Raw genomic sequence first — 22063 nt, 5'->3', positions numbered from 1 at the left:
TGCGAAAGTGCGGCAGTCTTAGGCACCCGAACGAGCCTCAAAAGGGGCTTGAATAAAAATTTCAGTGCACAAGTGTACATTCATGTCCTTGGTGCTGTGACTTTCACCACAACGCAATAGTCTATGAGTAGGCTGCCGGTTCGAGGCATGAACGCGTCGATCGGTCGGGAAGATTTGCCCCACCTGCCGCATGGGATTATTGAGGAGCTCGCATGACCAAACAAAACGCCTTTACTCGGGAAGACCTGCTGCGCTGCAGTCGCGGTGAGCTGTTCGGCCCAGGTAACGCGCAACTGCCCGCCCCGAACATGCTGATGGTGGATCGCATCACCCTGATCAGCGAAGAAGGCGGCAAGTACGGCAAAGGTGAATTGGTCGCCGAGCTGGATATCAACCCTGACCTGTGGTTCTTCGCTTGCCACTTCGAGGGCGATCCGGTGATGCCGGGCTGCCTGGGTCTGGACGCCATGTGGCAACTGGTCGGCTTCTTCCTGGGCTGGCAAGGCCTGCCGGGCCGCGGCCGTGCGCTGGGTTCGGGCGAAGTGAAATTCTTCGGCCAGGTCCTGCCGACCGCCAAGAAAGTCACCTACAACATTCATATCAAACGCGTCCTGAAGGGCAAGCTGAACCTGGCCATTGCCGACGGTTCGGTGACTGTCGACGGTCGCGAAATCTACACCGCCGAAGGCCTTCGCGTCGGCGTGTTCACCTCCACTGACAACTTCTAAGGGTTATTCGCATGCGCCGCGTCGTTATCACTGGTCTGGGCATTGTTTCGTGCCTGGGCAATGACAAAGAGACCGTCTCCGCTAACCTGCGTGCAAGCCGCCCTGGCATCCGGTTCAACCCGGAATATGCCGAAATGGGTCTGCGTAGCCAGGTTTCCGGCTCCATCGACCTCAACCTTGAAGAACTGATCGATCGCAAGATCTATCGCTTCGTCGGCCACGCAGCGGCTTACGCCTACCTGGCCATGAAAGACGCCATCACCGATTCCGGTCTGACCGAAGAGCAGGTGTCCAACCCACGTACCGGCCTGATCGCAGGTTCGGGCGGTGCGTCGACCCTGAACCAGATGGAAGCGCTGGACATCCTGCGCGAGAAAGGCGTCAAGCGCGTCGGCCCATACCGTGTAACGCGGACCATGAGCAGCACCGTTTCGGCGTGCCTGGCCACTCCGTTCAAGATCAAGGGCCTGAACTACTCCATCGCATCTGCCTGCGCCACCAGTGCTCACTGCATCGGTACCGCCATGGAACAGATCCAGATGGGCAAGCAGGACATCGTGTTCGCCGGTGGCGGTGAAGAGGAGCACTGGAGCCAGTCGTTCCTGTTCGACGCAATGGGCGCCCTGTCCAGCAAGCGCAACGACACCCCGGAAAAAGCCTCCCGCGCCTACGACGCCGACCGTGACGGTTTCGTCATCGCAGGCGGTGGCGGCATGGTCGTGGTCGAGGAGCTGGAGCACGCTCTGGCCCGTGGCGCGAAGATCTACGCGGAAATCGTCGGCTACGGCGCGACGTCCGACGGCTACGACATGGTGGCTCCAAGCGGCGAAGGCGCCATCCGCTGCATGCAGATGGCAATGTCTACTGTCGACACCCCGATCGACTACCTGAACACCCACGGCACCTCGACTCCGGTCGGCGACGTCGCGGAAATGAAAGGTGTGCGTGAAGTGTTCGGCGACAAGGCACCGGCCATCAGCTCCACCAAGAGCCTGTCGGGTCACTCCCTGGGCGCCGCCGGCGTTCACGAAGCGATCTACTGCATGCTGATGATGGAAGGCAACTTCATCGCCGGTTCCGCCAACATCGACGAGCTGGACCCTGAAGTGGCCGATCTGCCGGTGCTGACCAAGACCCGCGAAAACGCCACCATCAACACCGTGATGAGCAACAGCTTCGGCTTCGGCGGCACCAACGCCACCCTCGTGCTGAAGCGTTGGGAAGGCAAGTAATTCCCTTGCGCTGAGCCGCACATGAAAACGCCCCGACTGGTTCGGGGCGTTTTTTTTCGCCAGCCATAAACACGACCTCCTGTGGGAGCGGGCTTGCTCGCGAAAGCGGTGGGTCAGTCGACAAAAATGTTGAATGTTAAATCGCATTCGCGAGCAAGCCCGCTCCCACAGGGTCGGTGTATTGCTTGAAAATCGCCGTCAGGAACATGAAGCTTTTGTCATGGAACTCAATGCCCTGCGACCGAATGTCGCGTATTTGGCGGGCTCCAGGACTGTTGCAGATTTCGCAAGGATACATTGCACAAATCGAACGTTTACTTAGCAGGCTAACAAATTCTATAACAGAGGCCTGCACACGCCTTGCTGCAGATAACAGAGATTGGAGCTAGCAGATGACTGTAAAAGTAACTGAACGCGACGATTCACACATGTCCCATGAAGGCGTAGCCGCCGGTGTACGGATCTGGGATGTGCATCAACAAGACTTGCTGGTCGGCATGTTCCACAACGAGATCGACGCCCACAACTACAAGGCCGAACTGGAACTGCAAGAACGGCAGCGGGATCTGAAATCCGCCTGAACCGAAACCACAGCATTGAAAACGACAAACCCCGCCAATGAGCGGGGTTTGTCGTTATTGGGTGTTTCAGAGCCGCTTGGCAGCCCGGCGAGTCCCGATTACCACATCAGATCGTCAGGGATCACATAAGCCGCATACGGATCGTCCTCGGCATTGACCTCTTCGACCTTCTCGTTGAGCTGCACGATGCGCTGAGGATCGCGCTCCTGAATCTTCAGGGCTGCTTCACGTGGAATCACTTCGTAGCCGCCGGCATGATGCACGATCGCAAGCGAACCGCTGCTGAGCTTGTTGCGCATCAGCGTGTTGACGGAGATGCGCTTGACCTTCTTGTCGTCGACAAAGTTGTAGTAGTCCTCGGTCGTCAGCTTCGGCAGACGCGAGACTTCGATCAACTGCTTGACCTGCGCGGCGCGGGCCTTGGCCTCGGCCTTTTCCTGCTGCTGGCGGTTCAGCTCCTGGTCGCGTTTGACCTTCTCGGCCTGAGCTTCCTGGGCAGCGCGCTGCTGGGAGTCGTCCAGTTCGATCTGGCCTTTGTGGGCCAGGCGCTGTTGCTTCTGTTTGTCTTTGCTGACCTGTTTGGCCTGCTTTTGGTTGACCAGTCCTGCCTTGAGCAACTGGTCGCGAAGGGAAAGGCTCATTGATGCTTACTCACTTGGGCAACGGCTCAGCCGCAGCTGGGCAAATTCTTTTCCTGACGTTTGGCTTCACCCCACAGGGCGTCCAACTCTTCGAGGGTGCAATCTTCCATGGGGCGGTGGGTGTCGCGCAATGCCTGTTCGATAAAACGGAAGCGTCGTTCGAACTTGCCGTTGGCGCCACGCAATGCGGTTTCCGGATCGACCTTCAGGTGCCGGGCCAGATTGACCACGGAAAACAGCAGGTCACCGATCTCGTCGGCCACCGCTTGCGGGTCATTCTCGGACATGGCTTCGAGCACTTCATCGAGCTCTTCGCGCACCTTGTCCAGCACCGGCAACGCGTCCGGCCAGTCGAAACCGACCTGCCCTGCGCGCTTCTGCAACTTGGCCGAGCGGGACAAGGCCGGCAACGCAGCAGGTACGTCGTCGAGCAGGGACAGTTGTTGCGGCTCGGCGGATTTCTCGGCGCGTTCTTCGGCCTTGATCTCCTCCCAGCGCTGCTTGACCTGCTCTTCGCTCAGACGCGGCACGTCCAACGGCGCATACAGATCGCCGGTCGGGAATACGTGCGGATGGCGACGGATCAGTTTACGGGTGATGCTGTCGACCACCCCGGCAAATTCGAACCGCCCTTCTTCCCGGGCCAGTTGGCTGTAATACACCACTTGAAACAGCAGATCGCCCAACTCGCCCTGCAAGTGATCGAAGTCGCCGCGCTCGATGGCGTCGGCGACTTCGTAGGCTTCCTCGAGGGTGTGCGGGACGATGGTCGCGTAGGTCTGCTTGATGTCCCACGGGCAACCGAACTGCGGGTCGCGCAGACGGTTCATCAGGTACAACAGGTCTTCAAGGCTGTAGGTCGGTTTCATGGAGTCCGGTTACGCCGCGTCTCGATGATGTTCGGCAACTGGGAAATCCGCCCCAGCAACCGCCCCAGTGCGTCCAGCCCCGGAATCTCGATGGTCAGGGACATCAGCGCGGTGTTGTCCTCCTTGTTCGAGCGGGTGTTGACCGCCAGCACGTTGATCCGCTCGTTGAGCAGCACCTGCGAAACGTCACGCAGCAGACCGGAACGGTCGTAAGCGCGGATGACGATGTCCACCGGATAGGTGAGCACCGGCACCGGGCCCCAACTGACCTGGATGATCCGCTCCGGCTCGCGCCCGGACAGTTGCAGCACCGAGGCGCAGTCCTGACGGTGAATGCTCACGCCGCGGCCCTGGGTGATGTAACCGACGATCGCATCGCCCGGCAACGGCTGGCAGCAGCCGGCCATCTGGGTCATCAGGTTGCCGACGCCCTGGATCTGAATATCGCCGCGCTTGCCCGGCTTGTAGCCGGTGGCCTTGCGCGGGATCAGTTCCAGCTGTTCGTTGCCGCGTTCCGGCTCGACCAGTTGCTGTGCCAGGTTGACCAGTTGCGCCAGTCGCAGGTCGCCGGCCCCGAGGGCGGCGAACATGTCTTCGGCGGTTTTCATGTTGGCCTTGTCGGCCAGTTTGTCGAAATCCACCGCTGGCAGACCGAGGCGATTGAGTTCGCGCTCGATCAGGGTCTTGCCCGCCGCGACGTTCTGATCGCGGGCCTGCAACTTGAACCAGTGAACGATCTTCGCTCGCGCCCGGGACGTGGTGACGTAACCGAGGTTCGAGTTCAGCCAGTCGCGGCTCGGCGTGCCGTGCTTGCTGGTGATGATCTCGACCTGCTCGCCGGTCTGCAGGCTGTAGTTGAGCGGCACGATGCGCCCGTTGATCTTCGCGCCACGGCAGTTGTGACCGATTTCGGTGTGCACGCGGTAGGCGAAGTCCAGCGGCGTCGCGCCCTTCGGCAAATCGATGGCGTGACCGTCCGGGGTGAAGATGTAGACCCGGTCCGGTTCGATATCGACCCGCAGCTGTTCGGCGAGACCGCCGATGTCGCCCAGCTCTTCGTGCCACTCGAGGACCTGACGCAGCCAGGAGATTTTCTCTTCGTAGTGATTCGAGCCGGATTTGACGTCGGTGCCCTTGTAGCGCCAGTGCGCGCAGACGCCGAGCTCGGCTTCTTCGTGCATCGAATGCGTACGGATCTGGACTTCCAGCACCTTGCCTTCAGGACCGATCACCGCCGTGTGCAGCGAGCGGTAGCCGTTTTCTTTCGGGTTGGCGATGTAGTCGTCGAACTCTTTCGGAATGTGCCGCCACAGGGTGTGGACGATGCCGAGCGCGGTGTAGCAGTCGCGCATTTCCGGCACCAGCACCCGCACCGCACGCACGTCGTAGATCTGGCTGAACTCCAGACCCTTGCGCTGCATTTTGCGCCAGATCGAATAGATGTGTTTGGCCCGGCCGCTGATGTCGGCGTCGACGCCAGTGGCCTGCAATTCGTCCTTGAGCTGGGTCATCACGTCGGCGATGAAACGCTCACGATCGAGTCGCCGCTCGTGCAGCAGCTTGGCAATCTGTTTGTATTGGTCGGGCTCCAGGTAACGGAAGGACAAGTCCTCCAGTTCCCATTTGATATGGCCGATACCGAGTCGGTGGGCGAGCGGCGCATAGATATCGAAGACTTCCCGGGCGACCCGGTTGCGCTTCTCGTCATCGGCGGTTTTCACCGCACGGATCGCGCAGGTGCGTTCAGCCAGTTTGATCAGCGCGACGCGTACGTCGTCGACCATCGCCACCAACATCTTGCGCAGGTTTTCCACCTGCCCCTGAGTGCCCATCACCATCGATTGGCGCGGACTGAGGCTGGCACTGATCGCCGCCATGCGCTGTACGCCGTCGATCAGCTTGGCGACCACCGGACCGAAGCGCTGGCTGACCGCTGCCAGTTCGATCTGACCTTCGCGCACGCCACGGTAAAGCACCGCCGCGACCAGCGAATCCTGATCCAGCTTGAGGTCGGCGAGAATCTCCGCGATTTCGAGGCCGGTGCTGAAACTGCCGCTGCCTTCGGTCCAGAGATTCTTCGCTGCGTTGGACTGTTGCTCGGCCTGTCGAGCGAACTCACAGGCTTCTTTCAAGGCTTCGCGATCCAGTGCCAGATCGACACTGACCGCATGATCGAGCCAAGCCTCGAGATTGATACTGCCGTCGGTGTTGATCGGCTGGTGTGCTCTCACCTGTACCATCTTGCTTTACCTTCCCTACGACGCAGATTCAATGCGTCAAATCACTGACCTTCATTGCCCGTTCGCGCTCGCGGGGCTAAGACGAGCGCTGCACAGGCGGACCAGTCGGATCAGACGAGCCATCCTAGCTCGCTTCAAATAACGCCATGGCCTCGACATGTGCCGTCTGAGGAAACATATCGAGAATCCCGGCACGTTTTAACCGGTAGCCCTGCTTGATCAATTCGACCGTATCGCGCGCCAGAGTTGCAGGGTTGCACGACACATAAACCAGCCGCTCGGCACCCAGGGTCGCGAGCTTGCGCACTACCTCGAAAGCACCGTCACGCGGTGGGTCCAAGAGTACCGCAGAAAAGCCGTTTCCGATCCACTCGGCATCGGTCAAAGGCTGGGATAAATCGGCCTGAAAAAACTTTGTGTTATGCAAATTGTTACTAGCGGCATTCGCTGCAGCGCGATCGACCATGGTCTGCACGCCCTCGACCGCCACCACTTCACGCACAGCCTTGGCCAGCGGCAAGGCAAAGTTGCCGAGCCCGCAGAACAGGTCGAGCACACGCTCGTCGGCGGTCGGCTTCAACCACTCCAGCGCCTGGGCAACCATGGCTTCGTTGACCCCGGCATTGACCTGGATGAAATCTCCCGGCCGCCAGGCCAGTTCCAGATCCCACGGTTCCAGGCGATAGCCCAGCGACTGCGTGACATCGACCGGTTGCGGCCCGTCTTCGCCGTGCAGCCACAACTGCGCCTGATGGAACGCGCAGAAATCCTTGAGGATCGTCAGGTCAGCCTCGGACAGCGGCGCCATGTGACGCAGCAGGACGGCAAGGGACGAACCACTGAACAATTCCACATGCCCCAGCGCCTGAGGTTTGCTCAGTCGACGGAGCATCTCCGGCAAGCGGGTCATGATCGGTTGCAAGGGCTGTACCAGCACCGGGCATTCGCTGATCGCCACAATGTCCTGACTGCCAGCGGCGCGGAAACCGACTTCAAGCGTTTTGGCTTTGCTGTCCCAGCGCACCGCGATCCGCGCGCGGCGTCGGTAACCGAATTCCGGACCGGTCAACGGTGCTGCCCATTCTTCAGGCTCGACACCGGCGACTCGTGAAAGCTGTTCGGCGAGCATGCGCTGTTTCAGGGCAAGCTGTTCGCCGTGGGGCAAATGCTGGACGCTGCAACCGCCGCAACGACCGGCGTGCTGACAAGCGGCCGGGCGACGCAATTCGCTGGCGGTGAATACACGCTCGGTACGCGCCTCGACCACTTTGCCGTGGGCACCGAGCACCCGCGCCTCGACCTCTTCACCCGCCAGGGCGCCGAGGACGAACCAGGTACGACCTTCGAAAAACGCGATGCCGCGACCGTCATTGGACAGGCGCTCGATCTTCAAGCGCTGCTTTTTGCCGGTCGGGATTTGCGGAGCCTTGCTGCCGCCGGTGGGCTGGAAGCGCAGGCCTCTCTCATGCTTGGCCATCAGTTGGGCGCGTCGAAAATGCCGGTCGACAGGTATCGGTCGCCACGGTCACAGATGATCGCGACGATCACCGCGTTTTCAACTTCTTTGGACAGACGCAGCATCGCTGCCACCGCACCGCCCGAGGACACGCCGCAGAAGATGCCTTCTTCGCGGGCCAGACGACGGGTGACGTCCTCGGCTTCGCTTTGCGCCATATCGACGATGCGGTCTACGCGGTCGGCCTGATAGATCTTCGGCAGGTATTCCTGCGGCCAGCGGCGGATGCCGGGAATGGCCGAGCCTTCCATCGGTTGCAGGCCGATGATCTGCACGCTGTCGCTCTGCTCTTTGAGGTAGCGCGACACGCCCATGATGGTCCCGGTGGTGCCCATGGAGCTGACGAAATGGGTGATGCTGCCCTGGGTCTGACGCCAGATTTCCGGGCCGGTGGTGGTGTAGTGCGCTTCGGGATTGTCGCCGTTGGCGAACTGATCCAGCACCTTGCCACGGCCTTCGGCTTCCATCCGCTGAGCAAGATCGCGAGCGCCTTCCATGCCCTCTTCCTGGCTGACCAGAATCAGCTCCGCGCCATAAGCGGTCATCGCCGCTTTACGCTCGGCGCTGGAGTTGTCCGGCATGATCAGGATCATCTTGTAACCCTTGATCGCGGCGGCCATCGCCAGGGCGATCCCGGTGTTGCCCGAGGTCGCTTCGATCAGCGTATCGCCGGCGTGGATCTGCCCGCGCAACTCGGCACGGGTGATCATCGACAGCGCCGGACGATCCTTCACCGAACCCGCAGGGTTATTCCCTTCGAGCTTGAGCAATAGGGTGTTGCTGGTGACACCGGGCAGGCGCTGCAAACGCACCAGCGGCGTGTTGCCGACGCAATCGGCGATGGTTGGGTACTGCAAGGTCATGGCGTTTTTCGCAATCCGGACAGCGGGGGCGCCTATCATACCGGCAAACCTGCGCGGCCCATATCACGCAAAGTATGGTGCTTATGGTTTCTTGGAATAAGCAGCAAAAGTCTCACCAGTGGTGAGACTTTTTAAAAAATGTCAGCAGTGCTGACACTCTCTTGTGCCGCTCACACAATCTGCGGACGATTCATGTCCACTGTGGCAGCAGGCTTGCCAGCGAACGCGTCGGGACTGACAGCACTATCATCAGCCACCAACCGCAGATTCAATCTCAACCCCGACGGGCCGTTCTCAGCCCAAAGGCTCCCGCCCTGGCGCTGCACCGCATTCCTCGCAATGCTCAACCCCAGACCGAATCCCCCATCCCCCGGACGCGAGCCGTCGAGCCGGGTGAACGGCGAGAAGATCCGCTCCAGATCCGCCTCGGCCACCCCGCCACCCTCGTCCTCCAGCCATAGATGCCAATAGCCCCCGTCACGCCGGCCATCCAGTCGCACAATGCCGCCCGCTGGAGAATGACGAATCGCATTGCGCAGGATGTTTTCCAGCGCCTGGGCCAGGGTGTTGAGATTGCCGCGCACCCAGCACGATGAGTCCACCGCACACTGCAACTGGCCCACGGGGTAACAGCTTTCATAGCAGGCGTTTTCCGTGAGCATTTCCCACAAGGCCTGGATCTGGATTGCTTCGTCCGGCAGCGGTGCACGTTCGGTTTCGAGCCAGGCCAGTTGCAGGGTGTCTTCGACCAGCCGTTGCATGCCATCGACTTCGCGGCCAATGCGCTCACGCAACGACAACAGATCCTGCTCACTTTCGCTGGCCACCCGCAGACGACTCAGGGGTGTGCGCAGTTCATGGGACAGGTCACGCAACAATTGCTGTTGCAGGGCAACGGTGGATTGCAGGCGTTCGGACATCGAATCGAAGGCCCGGGCCAGTTCGCCGAGTTCGTCCGGACGCTGGGTGATACCGCTCGACAGACGCACATTCAATTGATCGGCACGCCATGCGTTGGCCTGCTCGCGCAGGTTGTTCAGCGGCACCACCAGCAAGCGATACAGGCCCACGCACAGCAGCAGGGTGAACAGACCGGGAATCACACCGTTGGTGATCACCCGCCAGAACACTCGGTATTTGCCCGGCAGAAATCGCTCTGGCAGCTCGATGACCAGACTGCCAGCGGCCGGTTCTGTGGGAAATGGCACACGCAGCCACGGCCGGCCTTTCTTGTGAATCGGCCAGTCGAGCCCCCGCAGAAAGGTCAGGTGCTGGATTTCCTGCTCATTCAGCGGATCGCTACTCAGCGACTGCAAGTTGCCGCCGATCACGCCGACCCAACCGGCTTCGCGCAATTCCATGCTCTGCAACCAACGGTCGACGCCATCACGCCGATCGCGCCGCCATGCCTCTTCGGCTTCGGTGGCATAACGCGTGAGCGTGCCGCGAGCCTCATCGGAGAGGAACTGATTGCGCTCCTCCATATAGCGGCCCCAGGACCAGCTCAGCCAGATCATCAACAGACAGAACGCCACCAGCAGGCAGGCGAGCTTCCAGAACAGTGAATGCCGGCCCGGCAGGTCAGACACCTTCATCGACGGCGCTCAGAACGTAGCCCTTGCCCCATACCGTGCGCACTTCCCGTTCGGTGTAGCCGATCGATTTGAGTTTGCGACGGATCTGACTGATATGCATGTCGAGGCTGCGGTCGTGGGCCGCGTAGCCGCGCTGAAGAACATGCTGATAAAGGAAGGCCTTGCTCAGTACCTCTTCGTCATTGCGATTGAGGGTTTCGAGCAAGCGGTATTCGCTGCGGGTCAGGCCGGCCGGTTGATTGCGATAGAACACCTCGCACTGCTCGTCGTCGAAGTGCAGACCGCCCACCGCCAGAGGTTCTGCGCTGACGGACGGACGGCGGTCGAGGGCGACCCGCCGCAGGATCGCCTCGATCCGCACATGCAACTCGGCCATGCTGAACGGCTTGGGCAGATAGTCGTCAGCCCCCAGGCGAAACCCGCTGATTCGATCGGCCTCGGCCCCCAGCGCCGACATCAACAGCACCGGCGTGGAATGACTCTGACGCAGTTGCGTCAGCACGTTCAGGCCGTCGAGCCCCGGCAACAGAATGTCCATCAACACCACATCGAACGGCTGGCGCCGGGCGATGCTCAGGCCTTCGCTGCCGTTCTGGCACCAGGTGACCTGGAAGCCGCTGCGCCCCAGTTGCTCGTGCACATAGGCACCGAGCACGGGATCGTCTTCGATGGAAAGAATGCGTGGCTGGCCAACAGAGACAGGAGTCATGACTATCTGCAAATAATTCTCAGTTGGGCGATTATTCAAGATTGCCCGTCGCCCGGCAACCCAAGGTTGACCTCTCGGACAAATGACCGGCGCCGAAACGACGGATCAGGACATCATTTTTCCCGGGAATGCCCGCAAGCAAATCGCTACACTGCGCCCATGCCGCGTGCCGGAAGCACGTGTGAGTCAACGATCAGCGGGATGCAGGAGATAGGCGTGCTCAAGAAACTGGGAATCAAAGGTCGCGTGTTGTTGCTGACCCTGTTGCCGACCAGCCTGATGGCACTGGTGCTGGGCGGCTATTTCACCTGGACGCAGCAGTCCGACCTGCAGGCCCAACTGATGCAGCGCGGCGAAATGATCGCCGAGCAACTCGCTCCGCTCGTGGCGCCAGCCATGGGTCACGGCGATTCCGATCTGCTCGAGCGCATCGCCACCCAATCCCTTGAACAGCCGGATGTGCGCGCGGTGACCTTCCTCGCGCCCGACCGTTCGCCGCTGGCCCACGCCGGCCCGACCATGCTCAACCAGGCCCCCAGCGGCGACAGCACACAACTGCTGCGCCGCAGCGGCAACGACGCCACCCGCTATCTGCTGCCGGTGTTCGGCAAGCATCGCAACCTCGCCGGCGAACTGATCCCTGAAGAGTCCGACCGTCTGCTCGGCTGGGTCGAACTGGAGCTCTCGCACAACGGCATGTTGCTGCGCGGTTACCGAAGCCTGTTCGCCAGCCTGCTGCTGATTGCGGCGGGACTGGCCGGCGCCGCCCTGCTGGCCCTGCGCATGGGCCGCACGATCAACCGCCCGATCAGCCAGATCAAACAAGCCGTCGCGCAACTCAAGGACGGTCATCTGGAAACCCGCCTGCCGCCCCTCGGCAGCCAGGAACTGGACGAGCTGGCATCCGGCATCAACCGCATGGCCGGCACCCTGCAAAATGCCCGGGAAGAGTTGCAGCACAGCGTCGATCAGGCCACCGAAGACGTGCGCCAGAACCTGGAGACCATCGAGATCCAGAACATCGAACTGGATCTGGCCCGCAAGGAGGCCCTTGAAGCGAGCCGGATCAAGTCCGAGTTTCTCGCCAACATGAGCCACGAAATCCGCACGCCACTCAATGGCATTCTCGGTTTCACCCACCTGTTGCAGAAAAGCGAGCTGACCCCACGCCAGCTCGACTACCTGGGCACCATCGAAAAGTCCGCCGACAGCCTGCTGGGAATCATCAACGAAATCCTCGACTTCTCTAAAATCGAGGCCGGCAAACTGGTCCTCGACCACATTCCGTTCAACCTGCGCGACCTGTTGCAGGACACCCTGACCATCCTCGCCCCCGCAGCCCACGCCAAGCAGCTGGAACTGGTGAGTCTGGTGTATCGCGACACGCCGCTGTCGCTGGTCGGTGATCCACTGCGACTCAAGCAGATCCTCACCAACCTTGTCAGCAACGCCATCAAGTTCACCCGCGAAGGCACCATCGTCGCCCGCGCCATGCTCGAAGAAGAACACGAAGACAGCGTGCAACTGCGCATCAGCATTCAGGACACCGGCATCGGCCTGTCGAACCAGGACGTGCGCGCGTTGTTCCAGGCCTTCAGCCAGGCTGACAACTCGCTGTCGCGCCAGCCCGGCGGTACCGGCCTGGGTCTGGTGATTTCCAAACGTCTGATCGAGCAGATGGGCGGCGAAATCGGCGTCGACAGCACCCCGGGCGAAGGCTCGGAGTTCTGGATCAGCCTCAGTCTGCCCAAGACCCGCGACGATGCCGAAGACCTGCCCGCCGCGCCGTTGCTCGGCCGCCGGGTGGCGGTGCTGGAAAACCACGAACTGGCGCGTCAGGCGTTGCAGCATCAACTGGAAGACTGCGGACTCGACGTCACCCCGTTCAATACCCTGGAAAGCCTGACCAATGGCGTCACCGGCGCCCACCAGACCGATCAGGCCATCGATCTGGCGGTGCTCGGCATCACCAGCAACGACATGCCGCCGGAACGCCTCAACCAGCACATCTGGGATCTCGAACACCTCGGCTGCCGGGTACTGGTGTTGTGCCCGACCACCGAACTGACGCTGTTTCATCTGTCGGTGCCCAACCCGCACAGCCAGCTCCAGTCCAAACCGGCCTGCACCCGCAAACTGCGCAGGGCATTGTCGGACATGGTCAACCCGCGCCAGATGCGCAGCGAACCCGGCGAACCGCTGTCGAGCCGTGCGCCGAAAGTGCTGTGCGTCGACGACAACCCGGCCAACCTGTTGCTGGTACAGACGCTGCTCGAAGACATGGGCGCCAAGGTGCTCGCTGTCGAAAGCGGCTACGCGGCGGTCAAGGCTGTGCAGAGCGAAACCTTCGATCTGGTCTTGATGGACGTGCAGATGCCAGGCATGGACGGGCGCCAGAGCACCGAAACGATCCGTCAGTGGGAAAGCGAGCGCCATTGCACGCCGCTGCCGATCGTCGCCCTCACCGCCCACGCCATGGCCAACGAAAAACGCGCACTGCTGCAAAGTGGCATGGACGACTACCTGACCAAGCCAATCAGCGAGCGCCAACTGGCGCAAGTGGTGTTGAAATGGACAGGACTGGCACTGCGCAATCAGGCACCGGACCGCAACAGCGAAAGCCTGGCAGGCCATCAGGACCTGCCAGTGCTCGATCAGGAAGAAGGTCTGCGTCTGGCCGCCGGCAAGGCGGATCTGGCGGCGGACATGCTGGCCATGTTGCTGGCGTCCCTTGAGGCCGACCGCGAAGCGATCCGCAGCGCCCGCGACAGCCACGACCAGACTGGCCTGATCGAACGGGTGCATCGCCTGCACGGCGCCACTCGCTACTGCGGTGTGCCGCAATTGCGCGCGGCCTGCCAGCGCAGCGAAACCCTGCTCAAACAGGAAGACCCCAAGGCTTCCACCGCCCTGGATGAGCTGGAGCGGGCGATCAATCGTCTGGCGGCGCAGGCGAAGATCAGCGCCTGATCCACGGCAATGCCGATCCGCGCCGATGCGGCTAAAGTTGTCGCGGGTGATTCGCGCCCGCGTCGATGCTTCAGGAGGATTGCATGCGCACGATCGTTTTCAGCAGCCAGACCTACGACCGCGACAGTTTCCTCGCCGCCGATTGCCCGGCCGGCATCGAGCTGCACTTTCAACCCGCCCGACTGAGTCTCGACACGGCGCCGCTGGCCGACCGGCACGAGGTGGTCTGCGCCTTCATCAACGATGACCTCAGCGCCCCCGTGCTGGAACGTCTGGCGGCCGGCGGAACCCGGCTGATCGCCCTGCGCTCGGCGGGGTACAACCATGTCGACCTGAACGCCGCCAAACGCCTGGGGCTGGTGGTCGTACGCGTTCCGGCCTACTCGCCCCACGCGGTGGCCGAGCATGCCGTGGCTTTGATTCTTGCCCTCAACCGTCGACTGCACCGAGCTTACAACCGCACCCGCGAAGGCGATTTCAGTCTGCATGGCCTGACCGGCTTCGATCTTGTCGGCAAAACCGTCGGCATTGTCGGCACCGGCCAGATCGGCGCGACGTTCGCGAAAATCATGCACGGTTTCGGCTGCGAGTTGCTGGCTTTCGATCCGTATCCGAACCCGGCCGTCGAAGCCTTGGGCGCGCGCTATCTCAGCCTGCCGCAACTGCTCGAACAATCGCAGATCATCAGCCTGCACTGCCCGCTCAACGAGCAGAGCAAACACCTGATCAACCGTGATTCACTGGCACACATGCAACCGGGCGCGATGCTGATCAACACCGGACGCGGTGGTCTGGTAGACACCCCGGCGCTGATCGATGCGCTCAAGGACGGTCAACTGGGTTATCTGGGACTGGACGTTTATGAAGAGGAAGCGCAGCTGTTCTTCGAGGACCGCTCGGACCTGCCGTTACAGGACGACGTGTTGGCGCGGCTGCTGACTTTCCCCAACGTGATCATTACCGCACATCAGGCGTTCCTGACCCGCGAGGCGCTGGGCGCGATTGCCGCCACCACCCTGCACAACATCGCGACCTGGGCGGCAGGAACGCCGCAGAACCAGGTCGAGGGCTGACAATCGATCGTCAGGCCGGAGGCGGAGTCGGGGTAATCGCCACGCATAAAATCAGTAGCGCCAGCCAGCCGAAGCCAAACAGTCGCTGCTTGAGGGAATGCCCCCGGCGCAGCAGGAACCAGACAAAGATGATCGGCATCAGGAACGCCATGATCTTCAGCCAGCCCTCTACCGGGCGCACACCATCGACATACGACTGTTGCTCGACCGCTTGCTCGGCTGCCTGTTCGGCCTGTTGCCGGCGCCGGCGTCCAGCGGCGGCGGGCATGACTTTGTGTTCCGGGGCAGGCGCAGGAGCGGCTTCTGCGACGAAAGCTTCGGTCACCGCCTTGTTCCGGGGCAAACTGCCAAAGGAAATCGTTGATGCGACAGAGTTCGCTTTTGCCGGTACGTGCGCGCCCGTCATCGGAGCCCCGCAATGAATGCACGTCTTCGCTTCGGGGCTGATGCTCCGCTTGCATTCATAACATTCGATCAGCGCCATGTTCCGTTCCTTAGAAATGAAGGCGGCAGTTTGCCACGACTGCGGTGTCGATTTGAACCGGATCGAAGGTCGCAAGCGCGCGTTATTCTGCAATCCAGCCCGTGCTAGCATGTCGCGCATATTTGGAGGACCCATGGTCGAACACGATTTCCGCTACACCCTGATGAACCCGCAACACACCCTCACCGAATGCCGCGCCCTTGTACCGGGCCGTTATCAGGTTACCGGCAACGGTGGCTCGATCCGCATCGGCGACGTGCTGGTCGTGACCCTCAAAGGCAGCAAGGACTTGTCCATGCGCCTGACCGTCGATACCGTCCGCCACCTGATCAACCCGCCAGGTCAATGGACCGCGATGACCACCGGCCCGGTGTTCGGCGAACTGGCGATACATACCTGGCAGGTCAACTGCGACAGTTGCGCGAAGGAACTGAGCTTCGAATTCGCGGTGGATGCCAAGCTTGGCAAACCGGCTGAAAAACCGGCCGCCACGGCGCGCATTGCCGAACTGGGCTGGAAAGCGGTCGGTGACAGGCACCTGTGCCCGAAATGCCAGGAGCCGGCGTGATGAAACACCTGGCCCTGACCGCCGCTGTCGGCGCCGGCCTGATGGGTTGCGCCGCGGAGCCTGTGCAACTGCAACAGAACCGCAGCTACATTCTGGAGTGGATCGGCGAGCGGCCACTGATGGACTACAGCCACCTGACCGTGACCCTCGGCGATGATGGCCGGGCGTATGGCAATGGCGGCTGCAACCACTGGTTCGCGCCTTACACCCTGGAAGGCGACAAGCTCAGCTTCGGCAAGATCGGCAAGACCCGCAAACTGTGTGCCCCGGCGCTGATGGAGCAGGAGCAACGCTTCCTCCAGGCGCTGGAGAAAGTGGAGCGCTGGGATATCTCGCCGATCGAGCAGATGCGTTTCTGGCCGGCTGAAGGCAAGCCTTTGCGCTGGTGGCTGGAAGAGGGTTGATCTTTTAGATCGCCAAGCCCCTCACCCTAACCCTCTCCCACTGGGAGAGGGGACTGATTGGGGGATATTCCAGAAATACACCGACCTGACCCGGCCTTGGCGAATCCAAAATTGATTTGATTTGGCTTCGCCGAATCCATAATCGACTGGTTCTTTCAGGTCGACGTATAACGCCAGACAACTCGGTCGGCTCCCTCTCCCTCCGGGCGGTCCGACGTTTCGGGAGGGCTGGGCGGGCGGCGTTCCGATGAGGGAGGGCCCTCAAAAACGAATCAGTTGGCCGCCTTCAACGCCTCAAGCTTCGCCATCACCCCCGCCGCCGTCTGCTCGCCCATCAACTGTTCACGCACCTTGCCCTTGTTGTCGATGATGTAGGTCACCGGCAAGGCTTCGCTGCGCGGCAGTTCGAACAGGTCTGCCGGATCCTGCGCCAGCACGGTGAACTTGATGCCGAGTTTCTCGCTGGCACCTTTCAGCTCTTCACCCTGCACGTTGTCGAAGTTGACCCCGAACACACCGATTTTCTTGCCCTTGAGTTCTTCGGCCAGATGATTGAGCTCCGGGATTTCCGTGCGGCACGGACCGCACCATTCGGCCCAGTAGTTGAGCACGACCCATTGCTTGTCCAGACGCTCGGACGCCACCTTCTGCCCGTTCTGGTCAATGCCGTAGTCGTTACCGCAGCCCCCCAGCATCAACGCCCCGATGATCGTCAATGCCGCTGCCAGTCGCCGTGTCATGTCATGTTCCTTGTCAAAAATTGAATGCGCCTGCGACCCATCGCCTCCCAAGGTTCTGGATTGCGCGTTGCACAGTTAGAATAGCCGCCACTCTACGCAAGAAGCGACCCGCCCATGACCGATCTGACGCTTTATCACAACCCGCGCTGCTCGAAATCCCGCGGTGCGCTCGAACTGCTCGAAGCCCGTGGCCTGACGCCGAACGTGGTGCGCTACCTCGAAACACCGCTGGACGCCGCGCAAATCAAGGCCTTGCTCGGCAAGCTGGGGATCAGCGCACGGCAACTGCTGCGCACCGGCGAAGACGAATACAAGACCCTGAACCTGGCGGATGCCAGTCTCACCGAGAAACAATTGATCGAAGCCATCGCCGCACATCCCAAGTTGATGGAGCGACCGATTCTTGAAGCCGGCGACAAAGCCGTCATCGGCCGTCCACCGGAGCAGATCCTGGAGCTGTTGCCGTGAGTGCGCCGTACATTCTGGTTCTGTATTACAGCCGCAGCGGTTCGACCAATGAAATGGCCCGGCAGATTGCCCGTGGTGTCGAGCAGGCTGGCCTCGAAGCGCGCCTGCGCACCGTGCCGGCGATCTCCACCGAGTGCGAAGCCGTGTCGCCGGACATTCCGGATGAAGGCGCCCTGTACGCCACGCTGGATGATCTGAAGAATTGCGCCGGCCTGGCCCTCGGCAGTCCGACCCGTTTCGGCAACATGGCCGCGCCGCTCAAGTACTTCCTCGACGGCACCAGCAACCTGTGGCTGACCGGCGCGCTGGTCGGCAAACCGGCTGGCGTGTTCACCTCCACCGCCAGCCTGCACGGCGGTCAGGAAACCACCCTGCTGTCGATGATGCTGCCGCTGCTGCACCACGGCATGCTGATCACAGGTCTGCCCTACAGCGAATCGGCGCTGCTGGAAACCCAGGGTGGCGGCACGCCTTATGGCGCCAGCCATCATGCCGGGGCCAATGGCAAAAGCGGTCTCGATCAGCACGAAGTGGCGCTGTGCCGCGCACTCGGCGCACGCCTGGCCAAAACGGCTTTGAAGCTGGGGAACTGAAATGGCCAGAAAGCCGAAAGTCCTGCCCGCCGTCGAGTGGCTGGAGCCACGGGTGCGTGCGATGCGGGTGATCAGTCTGCTGTGCTTTTTCGGTCTGGCCGGACTGCTCGCCGCTTATTACCTGGTGTTCGCCGACCTGCACGGCGCGCGGCCGTGGGTGATTCTGCTGATCGAGCTGATCCCGTGGATCGTGCTGGCACCGGGCATGATCATGGGCAGCGCACGCGGGCATTCGTGGATGTGCTTTGTGGTGAATCTGTATTTCATCAAGGGCGCACTGGCGGCGTATGACCCGAGCCGGCAACTGTTTGGCGTACTGGAGATGATCGCCAGTCTGGCGGTGTTCTGCTCGGCGCTGCTGTATGTGCGGTGGCGGTATCAGTTGAACCGCAAGCTGTCCGGCGAAGGCGAAGTCTCCGTCGCCTGACAGACCGCTATCGCCAGCAGGCTGGCTCCCACACTGGATCTGCGTTATTCACGAATCTTTTGTGGGAGCTGGCCTGCTAGCGATGCGGGCGACGCGGTCTTAGTGATTGACGGTGTACGCCAGCATCATCGAAATCTGGCTCATCGGCCGTCCACCGCTCTCTTCATGCCACTGGTTGAACGCGTTCTGCACCGTGGCCAGGTCCCGCAGACTGCTCGGCACCTTGTCGACGATCTTCTGTGCATTCAACGCCGCGACCACATCGTAGCTCGGCACGAACGTGTCCTTGCCGACCATGCGCAGGAAGCGTGGCGCCGACAGCCCGCCCAATTGGTGGCCGTGCTTTTTCAGGTAGGTCCACAGGCCGACGATGTCGGTCACCGGCCAGTCGGCCAGCAACGCGCCGAAACTGCCCTTCTCTTTCTCGACGTCCAGAATGAACTGCGCATTGCGCGGCACGCTTTTCAGCTTGCCCAGGTGTCGGATGATCCGCGCATCCTGCATCAGCCGCTCAAGGTGTTCGGCGCTCATCAGCACGACTTTTTCCGGGTCGAACTTGAAGAACACTTCTTCGAAGGCCGGCCACTTGGCATCCACCAGGCTGTGCTTGAGCCCGGCACGGAACACCCGCAGGGCCATGGTCGAGAGGTAACGGTCATCGCTGACCTTGCGCAGTTGCGCCGGGGTCTTGGGAACGGGCAGATGGGCTTCCAGTTCAGCCGCCGAACCGAAGCGGTTCAGACAGTATTCGTGCAGCCACTTGTAATCGCGCATGCCCTCTCCTAAAAAATGAATTGAAAACGGCGCCCGCGAGCGCCGTTTCTTTCGAGCGACTGGATCGCTTACAGGTTCACCACATTGACGAATCGCGAAGCCGCCGTCTCGTCGATCTTCAGGCTGGTGAAGTCGAACAGGTTACGGTCAGCCAGTTGCGACGGGATCACGTTCTGCAGGCTGCGGAAGATGCTTTCGGTACGACCCGGGGTCTTGCGTTCCCAGTCCTGAAGCATTTCCTTGACCACCTGACGTTGCAGGTTTTCCTGGGAGCCGCAGAGGTTGCACGGAATGATCGGAAATTGCTTGAAGTCCGAGTAGGCCTGGATGTCCTTCTCGTTGCAGTAGGCCAGCGGACGGATCACCACGTTGCGCCCGTCATCGGCGCGCAGCTTCGGCGGCATGGCCTTGAGGCTGCCGTTGAAGAACATGTTGAGGAAGAACGTCTCGACGATGTCGTCGCGGTGGTGACCGAGGGCCATTTTGGTCGCGCCGATTTCATCGGCAAAGGTGTACAGCGTGCCGCGACGCAGGCGCGAGCACAGCGAGCAGGTGGTCTTGCCTTCCGGGATCAGCTCCTTGACCACCGAGTACGTGTCTTTCTCGACGATGTGGTACTCGATACCCAGCTCTTTCAGGTAGGCCGGCAGCACGTGCTCGGGAAAGCCCGGCTGCTTCTGGTCCATGTTCACGGCGACGATCTCGAACTTGATCGGTGCAACCTTCTGCAGGTGCATCAGCACGTCGAGCATGGTGTAGCTGTCCTTGCCCCCGGACAGGCAGACCATGACCTTGTCGCCGTCTTCGATCATGTTGAAGTCGGCGACCGCTTCGCCGGCCAGGCGGCGCAGGCGCTTTTGCAGTTTGTTCTGGTTGACCGTAAGAGTGCCCATGACGCGAAATCCGTGAGGTGTGACGAAAGGCGGGCATTTTACGCAAAAACACCGGGGTTGTGGCCACAGGTTGTCGCCCCCTCGAATGCCCGTTTGCACAGACCCCGACGCGATTACCCCGCCCGTTTACAGCGCGATTTGCTCTAAGCCCCTATCACCTGTGCGGTTAAGACCTTTCTATACTGCGACATAAGGTCGCACACAATCTGAAGACCTGTATTTGCTCGGCCACATTGGCCCGTAGGCGCTCCGCTGGGGGGCGATGGCAATAACGAGAGGAGTGACTGGCATGATCCATCACGTAGTGGGACTTTTTACCCACCCCGATCAGGAATGGAAGGAAATCCGTGGCGACCAAGAGGAAAGCATCAGCCACATGTACCTGACGCACACGCTGATTCTGGCGGCCATCCCCGCCGTTTCGGCATTTATCGGCACAACTCAGGTCGGCTGGGTGATCGGCAACCGTGCGCCGGTGATGCTCACCGTCGAAAGCGCGATCTGGATGACCGTCATGTCTTACCTGGCGATGCTCGGCGGAGTCGCGGTCATGGGTGCCTTCGTGCACTGGATGGCCCGTACTTATGACGCCAACCCGAGCCTGGCGCGTTGCGTCGCTTTTGCCACCTATACCGCGACACCGTTGTTCGTCGGTGGCCTGGCGGCGTTGTATCCGCATATGTGGCTGGGGATGATCGTCGGCACGGCGGCCATCTGCTACACGGTGTACCTGCTGTATGTGGGGCTGCCGACCTTCATGAACATTCCATCCGACGAGGGATTCCTGTTTTCCAGCTCGGTGCTGGCGGTGGGTCTGGTGGTGCTGGTCGCCATCATGGCGTTCACCGTGATTGTCTGGGGACTGGGCGTGGGGCCCGTCTACACCAATTAGCTGAATGCACAATCGAGAAGAACAAGATCCGCCAACACAGGCCGCCGCGAGGCGGCCTTCTCGTGCCGGGTGAAAAAGAGCGACGACCATTCGGCAGCTCGGCGATTCGCAACGCCCCGGGGTTGCGGCATACTCGACGCCTCTGGAGATCCATCAAGCATGCCCGAGCAACTCAATACCCGCGTCGAAGACTGCTTCCAACTCGCTGAATCCTTTTTCAAACGTCCTTTCAAACGCCCCGTGGTGAGCCTCAAGCTGCGCGGGCAAAAAGCCGGGGTCGCGCATCTGCACGAGAACCTGCTGCGTTTCAATCCGCAGCTGTACCGGGAGAACACCGAACACTTCCTCAAGCAGACCGTGGCCCATGAAGTCGCGCACCTGATCGCCCATCAACTGTTCGGTGACCGCATCCAGCCCCATGGCGAGGAGTGGCAACTGATCATGCGCGGGGTCTACGAGCTGCCGCCGGATCGCTGCCATACCTATGAAGTCAAACGCCGCAGCGTGACCCGCTACATCTATAAATGCCCGTGTGCCGACAGTGACTTCCCGTTCTCGGCCCAGCGCCATAGCCTGGTCAGGCAAGGTCGACGCTATCTGTGCCGGCGTTGCCGTAACACGCTGGTGTTCAGTGGCGAGATGCGGGTCGAATAGCCTGGATTTTGTGTTGTCTGGCCGGGCCTCTTCGCGGGCAAGCCCGCTCCCACAGTGTCCGGTGTTCACAAGTTCTGTGTACGGCACAAATACCTGTGGGAGCAACTGTCTTAACCCTGCCATTCGTCACCGCCATTCGGTACCGTCAC

At 61.2% G+C, this 22063-nt stretch carries 23 protein-coding genes; 12 read left to right on the top strand and 11 right to left on the bottom strand.

Annotated elements, in window-relative coordinates; translation table 11 throughout:
• Positions 1–212: 212 nt before the first annotated feature.
• From fabA to ACW9HX_RS22395, 3 genes are all read left to right on the top strand, one after another.
• Positions 213–728, top strand: a complete 516-nt coding sequence (gene fabA, locus ACW9HX_RS22405; protein WP_003227150.1) for a 3-hydroxyacyl-[acyl-carrier-protein] dehydratase FabA — start codon at positions 213–215, stop codon at positions 726–728.
• A gap of 11 nt (positions 729–739) precedes the next feature.
• Positions 740–1960 (top strand): beta-ketoacyl-ACP synthase I, encoded by a 1221-nt coding sequence (fabB, locus tag ACW9HX_RS22400; RefSeq protein WP_096818004.1) that lies wholly within the window; start codon positions 740–742, stop codon positions 1958–1960.
• A 392-nt stretch (positions 1961–2352) separates the two neighbouring features.
• Positions 2353–2541, top strand: a complete 189-nt coding sequence (locus ACW9HX_RS22395; RefSeq protein WP_007957795.1) for a hypothetical protein — start codon at positions 2353–2355, stop codon at positions 2539–2541.
• A gap of 98 nt (positions 2542–2639) precedes the next feature.
• Here ACW9HX_RS22395 and ACW9HX_RS22390 read toward each other — a convergent pair whose 3' ends face one another.
• The 7 genes from ACW9HX_RS22390 to ACW9HX_RS22360 form a co-directional block, all read right to left on the bottom strand.
• Entirely contained in the window at positions 2640–3182 is a 543-nt protein-coding gene (locus ACW9HX_RS22390) for a DUF2058 domain-containing protein (protein WP_007957793.1), read from the bottom strand.
• A 26-nt stretch (positions 3183–3208) separates the two neighbouring features.
• Positions 3209–4051: a nucleoside triphosphate pyrophosphohydrolase gene (gene mazG, locus ACW9HX_RS22385; RefSeq protein WP_457382290.1), complete on the bottom strand. Its 843-nt coding sequence runs from the start codon at positions 4049–4051 to the stop codon at positions 3209–3211.
• A complete protein-coding gene (gene relA, locus ACW9HX_RS22380; protein WP_096818008.1) occupies positions 4048–6291 on the bottom strand; it encodes a GTP diphosphokinase in 2244 nt (747 codons plus the stop codon). The genes mazG and relA overlap by 4 nt, the downstream gene beginning before the upstream one ends.
• 124 nt (positions 6292–6415) lie before the next feature.
• The gene (gene rlmD / locus ACW9HX_RS22375) at positions 6416–7768 is read right to left on the bottom strand and encodes a 23S rRNA (uracil(1939)-C(5))-methyltransferase RlmD (RefSeq protein ID WP_457382289.1); all 1353 of its coding nucleotides are present in this window, start codon (positions 7766–7768) and stop codon (positions 6416–6418) included.
• Positions 7768–8670: a cysteine synthase CysM gene (cysM, locus tag ACW9HX_RS22370; RefSeq protein ID WP_457382305.1), complete on the bottom strand. Its 903-nt coding sequence runs from the start codon at positions 8668–8670 to the stop codon at positions 7768–7770. The genes rlmD and cysM overlap by 1 nt, the downstream gene beginning before the upstream one ends.
• 170 nt (positions 8671–8840) lie before the next feature.
• Entirely contained in the window at positions 8841–10265 is a 1425-nt protein-coding gene (locus ACW9HX_RS22365) for a histidine kinase sensor domain-containing protein (protein WP_457382288.1), read from the bottom strand.
• Positions 10252–10974, bottom strand: a complete 723-nt coding sequence (locus ACW9HX_RS22360; RefSeq protein ID WP_457382287.1) for a response regulator transcription factor — start codon at positions 10972–10974, stop codon at positions 10252–10254. Before ACW9HX_RS22360 ends, ACW9HX_RS22365 begins: the two co-directional genes overlap by 14 nt.
• Before the next feature lie 216 nt (positions 10975–11190).
• Here ACW9HX_RS22360 and ACW9HX_RS22355 point away from each other — a divergent pair, with 216 nt between their 5' ends.
• Both ACW9HX_RS22355 and ACW9HX_RS22350 read left to right on the top strand, forming a co-directional pair.
• Positions 11191–13944, top strand: coding sequence for a response regulator (locus ACW9HX_RS22355; protein WP_457382286.1), 2754 nt, complete (start codon positions 11191–11193; stop codon positions 13942–13944).
• Between the two features lie 83 nt (positions 13945–14027).
• A complete protein-coding gene (locus ACW9HX_RS22350) occupies positions 14028–15017 on the top strand; it encodes a 2-hydroxyacid dehydrogenase (protein ID WP_457382285.1) in 990 nt (329 codons plus the stop codon).
• Positions 15018–15027: 10 nt separating this feature from the next.
• On the opposite strand, the gene ACW9HX_RS22345 is transcribed toward ACW9HX_RS22350, so the two are convergent.
• On the bottom strand, positions 15028–15501 hold the full coding sequence (locus ACW9HX_RS22345; RefSeq protein WP_457382284.1) for a hypothetical protein: 474 nt from the start codon (positions 15499–15501) through the stop codon (positions 15028–15030).
• A gap of 133 nt (positions 15502–15634) precedes the next feature.
• Here ACW9HX_RS22345 and ACW9HX_RS22340 point away from each other — a divergent pair, with 133 nt between their 5' ends.
• Positions 15635–16069 carry a hypothetical protein gene (locus ACW9HX_RS22340; RefSeq protein WP_457382283.1) on the top strand — a complete coding sequence of 145 codons (435 nt, stop codon included), beginning with the start codon at positions 15635–15637 and terminating at the stop codon, positions 16067–16069.
• Positions 16069–16473 carry an META domain-containing protein gene (locus ACW9HX_RS22335; protein WP_457382282.1) on the top strand — a complete coding sequence of 135 codons (405 nt, stop codon included), beginning with the start codon at positions 16069–16071 and terminating at the stop codon, positions 16471–16473. Before ACW9HX_RS22340 ends, ACW9HX_RS22335 begins: the two co-directional genes overlap by 1 nt.
• A 272-nt stretch (positions 16474–16745) precedes the next feature.
• On the opposite strand, the gene ACW9HX_RS22330 is transcribed toward ACW9HX_RS22335, so the two are convergent.
• Complete coding sequence (locus ACW9HX_RS22330; protein ID WP_457382281.1) at positions 16746–17213, bottom strand: TlpA family protein disulfide reductase; 468 nt, start codon at positions 17211–17213, stop codon at positions 16746–16748.
• 114 nt (positions 17214–17327) lie between these two features.
• Here ACW9HX_RS22330 and arsC point away from each other — a divergent pair, with 114 nt between their 5' ends.
• The 3 genes from arsC to ACW9HX_RS22315 are packed head-to-tail and all read left to right on the top strand — an operon-like array spanning position 17328 to position 18701.
• A complete protein-coding gene (gene arsC, locus ACW9HX_RS22325; RefSeq protein ID WP_011335489.1) occupies positions 17328–17681 on the top strand; it encodes an arsenate reductase (glutaredoxin) in 354 nt (117 codons plus the stop codon).
• On the top strand, positions 17678–18274 hold the full coding sequence (gene wrbA / locus ACW9HX_RS22320; protein WP_457382280.1) for an NAD(P)H:quinone oxidoreductase: 597 nt from the start codon (positions 17678–17680) through the stop codon (positions 18272–18274). The genes arsC and wrbA overlap by 4 nt, the downstream gene beginning before the upstream one ends.
• 1 nt (position 18275) lies before the next feature.
• Complete coding sequence (locus ACW9HX_RS22315) at positions 18276–18701, top strand: DUF2069 domain-containing protein (RefSeq protein WP_457382279.1); 426 nt, start codon at positions 18276–18278, stop codon at positions 18699–18701.
• A gap of 99 nt (positions 18702–18800) precedes the next feature.
• Here ACW9HX_RS22315 and ACW9HX_RS22310 read toward each other — a convergent pair whose 3' ends face one another.
• Positions 18801–19475 (bottom strand): DNA-3-methyladenine glycosylase I, encoded by a 675-nt coding sequence (locus ACW9HX_RS22310; protein ID WP_457382278.1) that lies wholly within the window; start codon positions 19473–19475, stop codon positions 18801–18803.
• A 68-nt stretch (positions 19476–19543) separates the two neighbouring features.
• Entirely contained in the window at positions 19544–20368 is an 825-nt protein-coding gene (gene ttcA / locus ACW9HX_RS22305; protein ID WP_096818033.1) for a tRNA 2-thiocytidine(32) synthetase TtcA, read from the bottom strand.
• 289 nt (positions 20369–20657) lie between these two features.
• Here ttcA and ACW9HX_RS22300 point away from each other — a divergent pair, with 289 nt between their 5' ends.
• Both ACW9HX_RS22300 and ACW9HX_RS22295 read left to right on the top strand, forming a co-directional pair.
• Positions 20658–21260 carry a Yip1 family protein gene (locus ACW9HX_RS22300; RefSeq protein ID WP_007917515.1) on the top strand — a complete coding sequence of 201 codons (603 nt, stop codon included), beginning with the start codon at positions 20658–20660 and terminating at the stop codon, positions 21258–21260.
• Between the two features lie 159 nt (positions 21261–21419).
• On the top strand, positions 21420–21914 hold the full coding sequence (locus ACW9HX_RS22295) for a SprT family zinc-dependent metalloprotease (protein ID WP_007957760.1): 495 nt from the start codon (positions 21420–21422) through the stop codon (positions 21912–21914).
• Positions 21915–22063: the final 149 nt, after the last annotated feature.

The sequence above is a fragment of the Pseudomonas sp. SDO52101_S400 genome (assembly GCF_054071635.1).
The sequence above is the reverse complement of the archived record's forward strand: the minus strand, read 5'-3'. Positions and strand labels throughout refer to the sequence as shown.

What these genes read in the sequence shown, in the direction of transcription:
- mazG (WP_457382290.1), bottom strand. Translation starts at nt 4,051, where the DNA reads ATGAAACCGACCTACAGCCTTGAAGACCTGTTGTACCTGATGAACCGT.
- ACW9HX_RS22345 (WP_457382284.1), bottom strand. Translation starts at nt 15,501, where the DNA reads ATGGCGCTGATCGAATGTTATGAATGCAAGCGGAGCATCAGCCCCGAA.
- ttcA (WP_096818033.1), bottom strand. Translation starts at nt 20,368, where the DNA reads ATGGGCACTCTTACGGTCAACCAGAACAAACTGCAAAAGCGCCTGCGC.
- ACW9HX_RS22390 (WP_007957793.1), bottom strand. Translation starts at nt 3,182, where the DNA reads ATGAGCCTTTCCCTTCGCGACCAGTTGCTCAAGGCAGGACTGGTCAAC.
- ACW9HX_RS22335 (WP_457382282.1), top strand. Translation starts at nt 16,069, where the DNA reads ATGAAACACCTGGCCCTGACCGCCGCTGTCGGCGCCGGCCTGATGGGT.
- ACW9HX_RS22350 (WP_457382285.1), top strand. Translation starts at nt 14,028, where the DNA reads ATGCGCACGATCGTTTTCAGCAGCCAGACCTACGACCGCGACAGTTTC.
- arsC (WP_011335489.1), top strand. Translation starts at nt 17,328, where the DNA reads ATGACCGATCTGACGCTTTATCACAACCCGCGCTGCTCGAAATCCCGC.
- rlmD (WP_457382289.1), bottom strand. Translation starts at nt 7,768, where the DNA reads ATGGCCAAGCATGAGAGAGGCCTGCGCTTCCAGCCCACCGGCGGCAGC.
- cysM (WP_457382305.1), bottom strand. Translation starts at nt 8,670, where the DNA reads ATGACCTTGCAGTACCCAACCATCGCCGATTGCGTCGGCAACACGCCG.
- fabA (WP_003227150.1), top strand. Translation starts at nt 213, where the DNA reads ATGACCAAACAAAACGCCTTTACTCGGGAAGACCTGCTGCGCTGCAGT.
- ACW9HX_RS22340 (WP_457382283.1), top strand. Translation starts at nt 15,635, where the DNA reads ATGGTCGAACACGATTTCCGCTACACCCTGATGAACCCGCAACACACC.
- relA (WP_096818008.1), bottom strand. Translation starts at nt 6,291, where the DNA reads ATGGTACAGGTGAGAGCACACCAGCCGATCAACACCGACGGCAGTATC.
- ACW9HX_RS22300 (WP_007917515.1), top strand. Translation starts at nt 20,658, where the DNA reads ATGATCCATCACGTAGTGGGACTTTTTACCCACCCCGATCAGGAATGG.
- ACW9HX_RS22365 (WP_457382288.1), bottom strand. Translation starts at nt 10,265, where the DNA reads ATGAAGGTGTCTGACCTGCCGGGCCGGCATTCACTGTTCTGGAAGCTC.
- ACW9HX_RS22315 (WP_457382279.1), top strand. Translation starts at nt 18,276, where the DNA reads ATGGCCAGAAAGCCGAAAGTCCTGCCCGCCGTCGAGTGGCTGGAGCCA.
- ACW9HX_RS22395 (WP_007957795.1), top strand. Translation starts at nt 2,353, where the DNA reads ATGACTGTAAAAGTAACTGAACGCGACGATTCACACATGTCCCATGAA.
- fabB (WP_096818004.1), top strand. Translation starts at nt 740, where the DNA reads ATGCGCCGCGTCGTTATCACTGGTCTGGGCATTGTTTCGTGCCTGGGC.
- ACW9HX_RS22295 (WP_007957760.1), top strand. Translation starts at nt 21,420, where the DNA reads ATGCCCGAGCAACTCAATACCCGCGTCGAAGACTGCTTCCAACTCGCT.
- ACW9HX_RS22360 (WP_457382287.1), bottom strand. Translation starts at nt 10,974, where the DNA reads ATGACTCCTGTCTCTGTTGGCCAGCCACGCATTCTTTCCATCGAAGAC.
- ACW9HX_RS22330 (WP_457382281.1), bottom strand. Translation starts at nt 17,213, where the DNA reads ATGACACGGCGACTGGCAGCGGCATTGACGATCATCGGGGCGTTGATG.
- ACW9HX_RS22310 (WP_457382278.1), bottom strand. Translation starts at nt 19,475, where the DNA reads ATGCGCGATTACAAGTGGCTGCACGAATACTGTCTGAACCGCTTCGGT.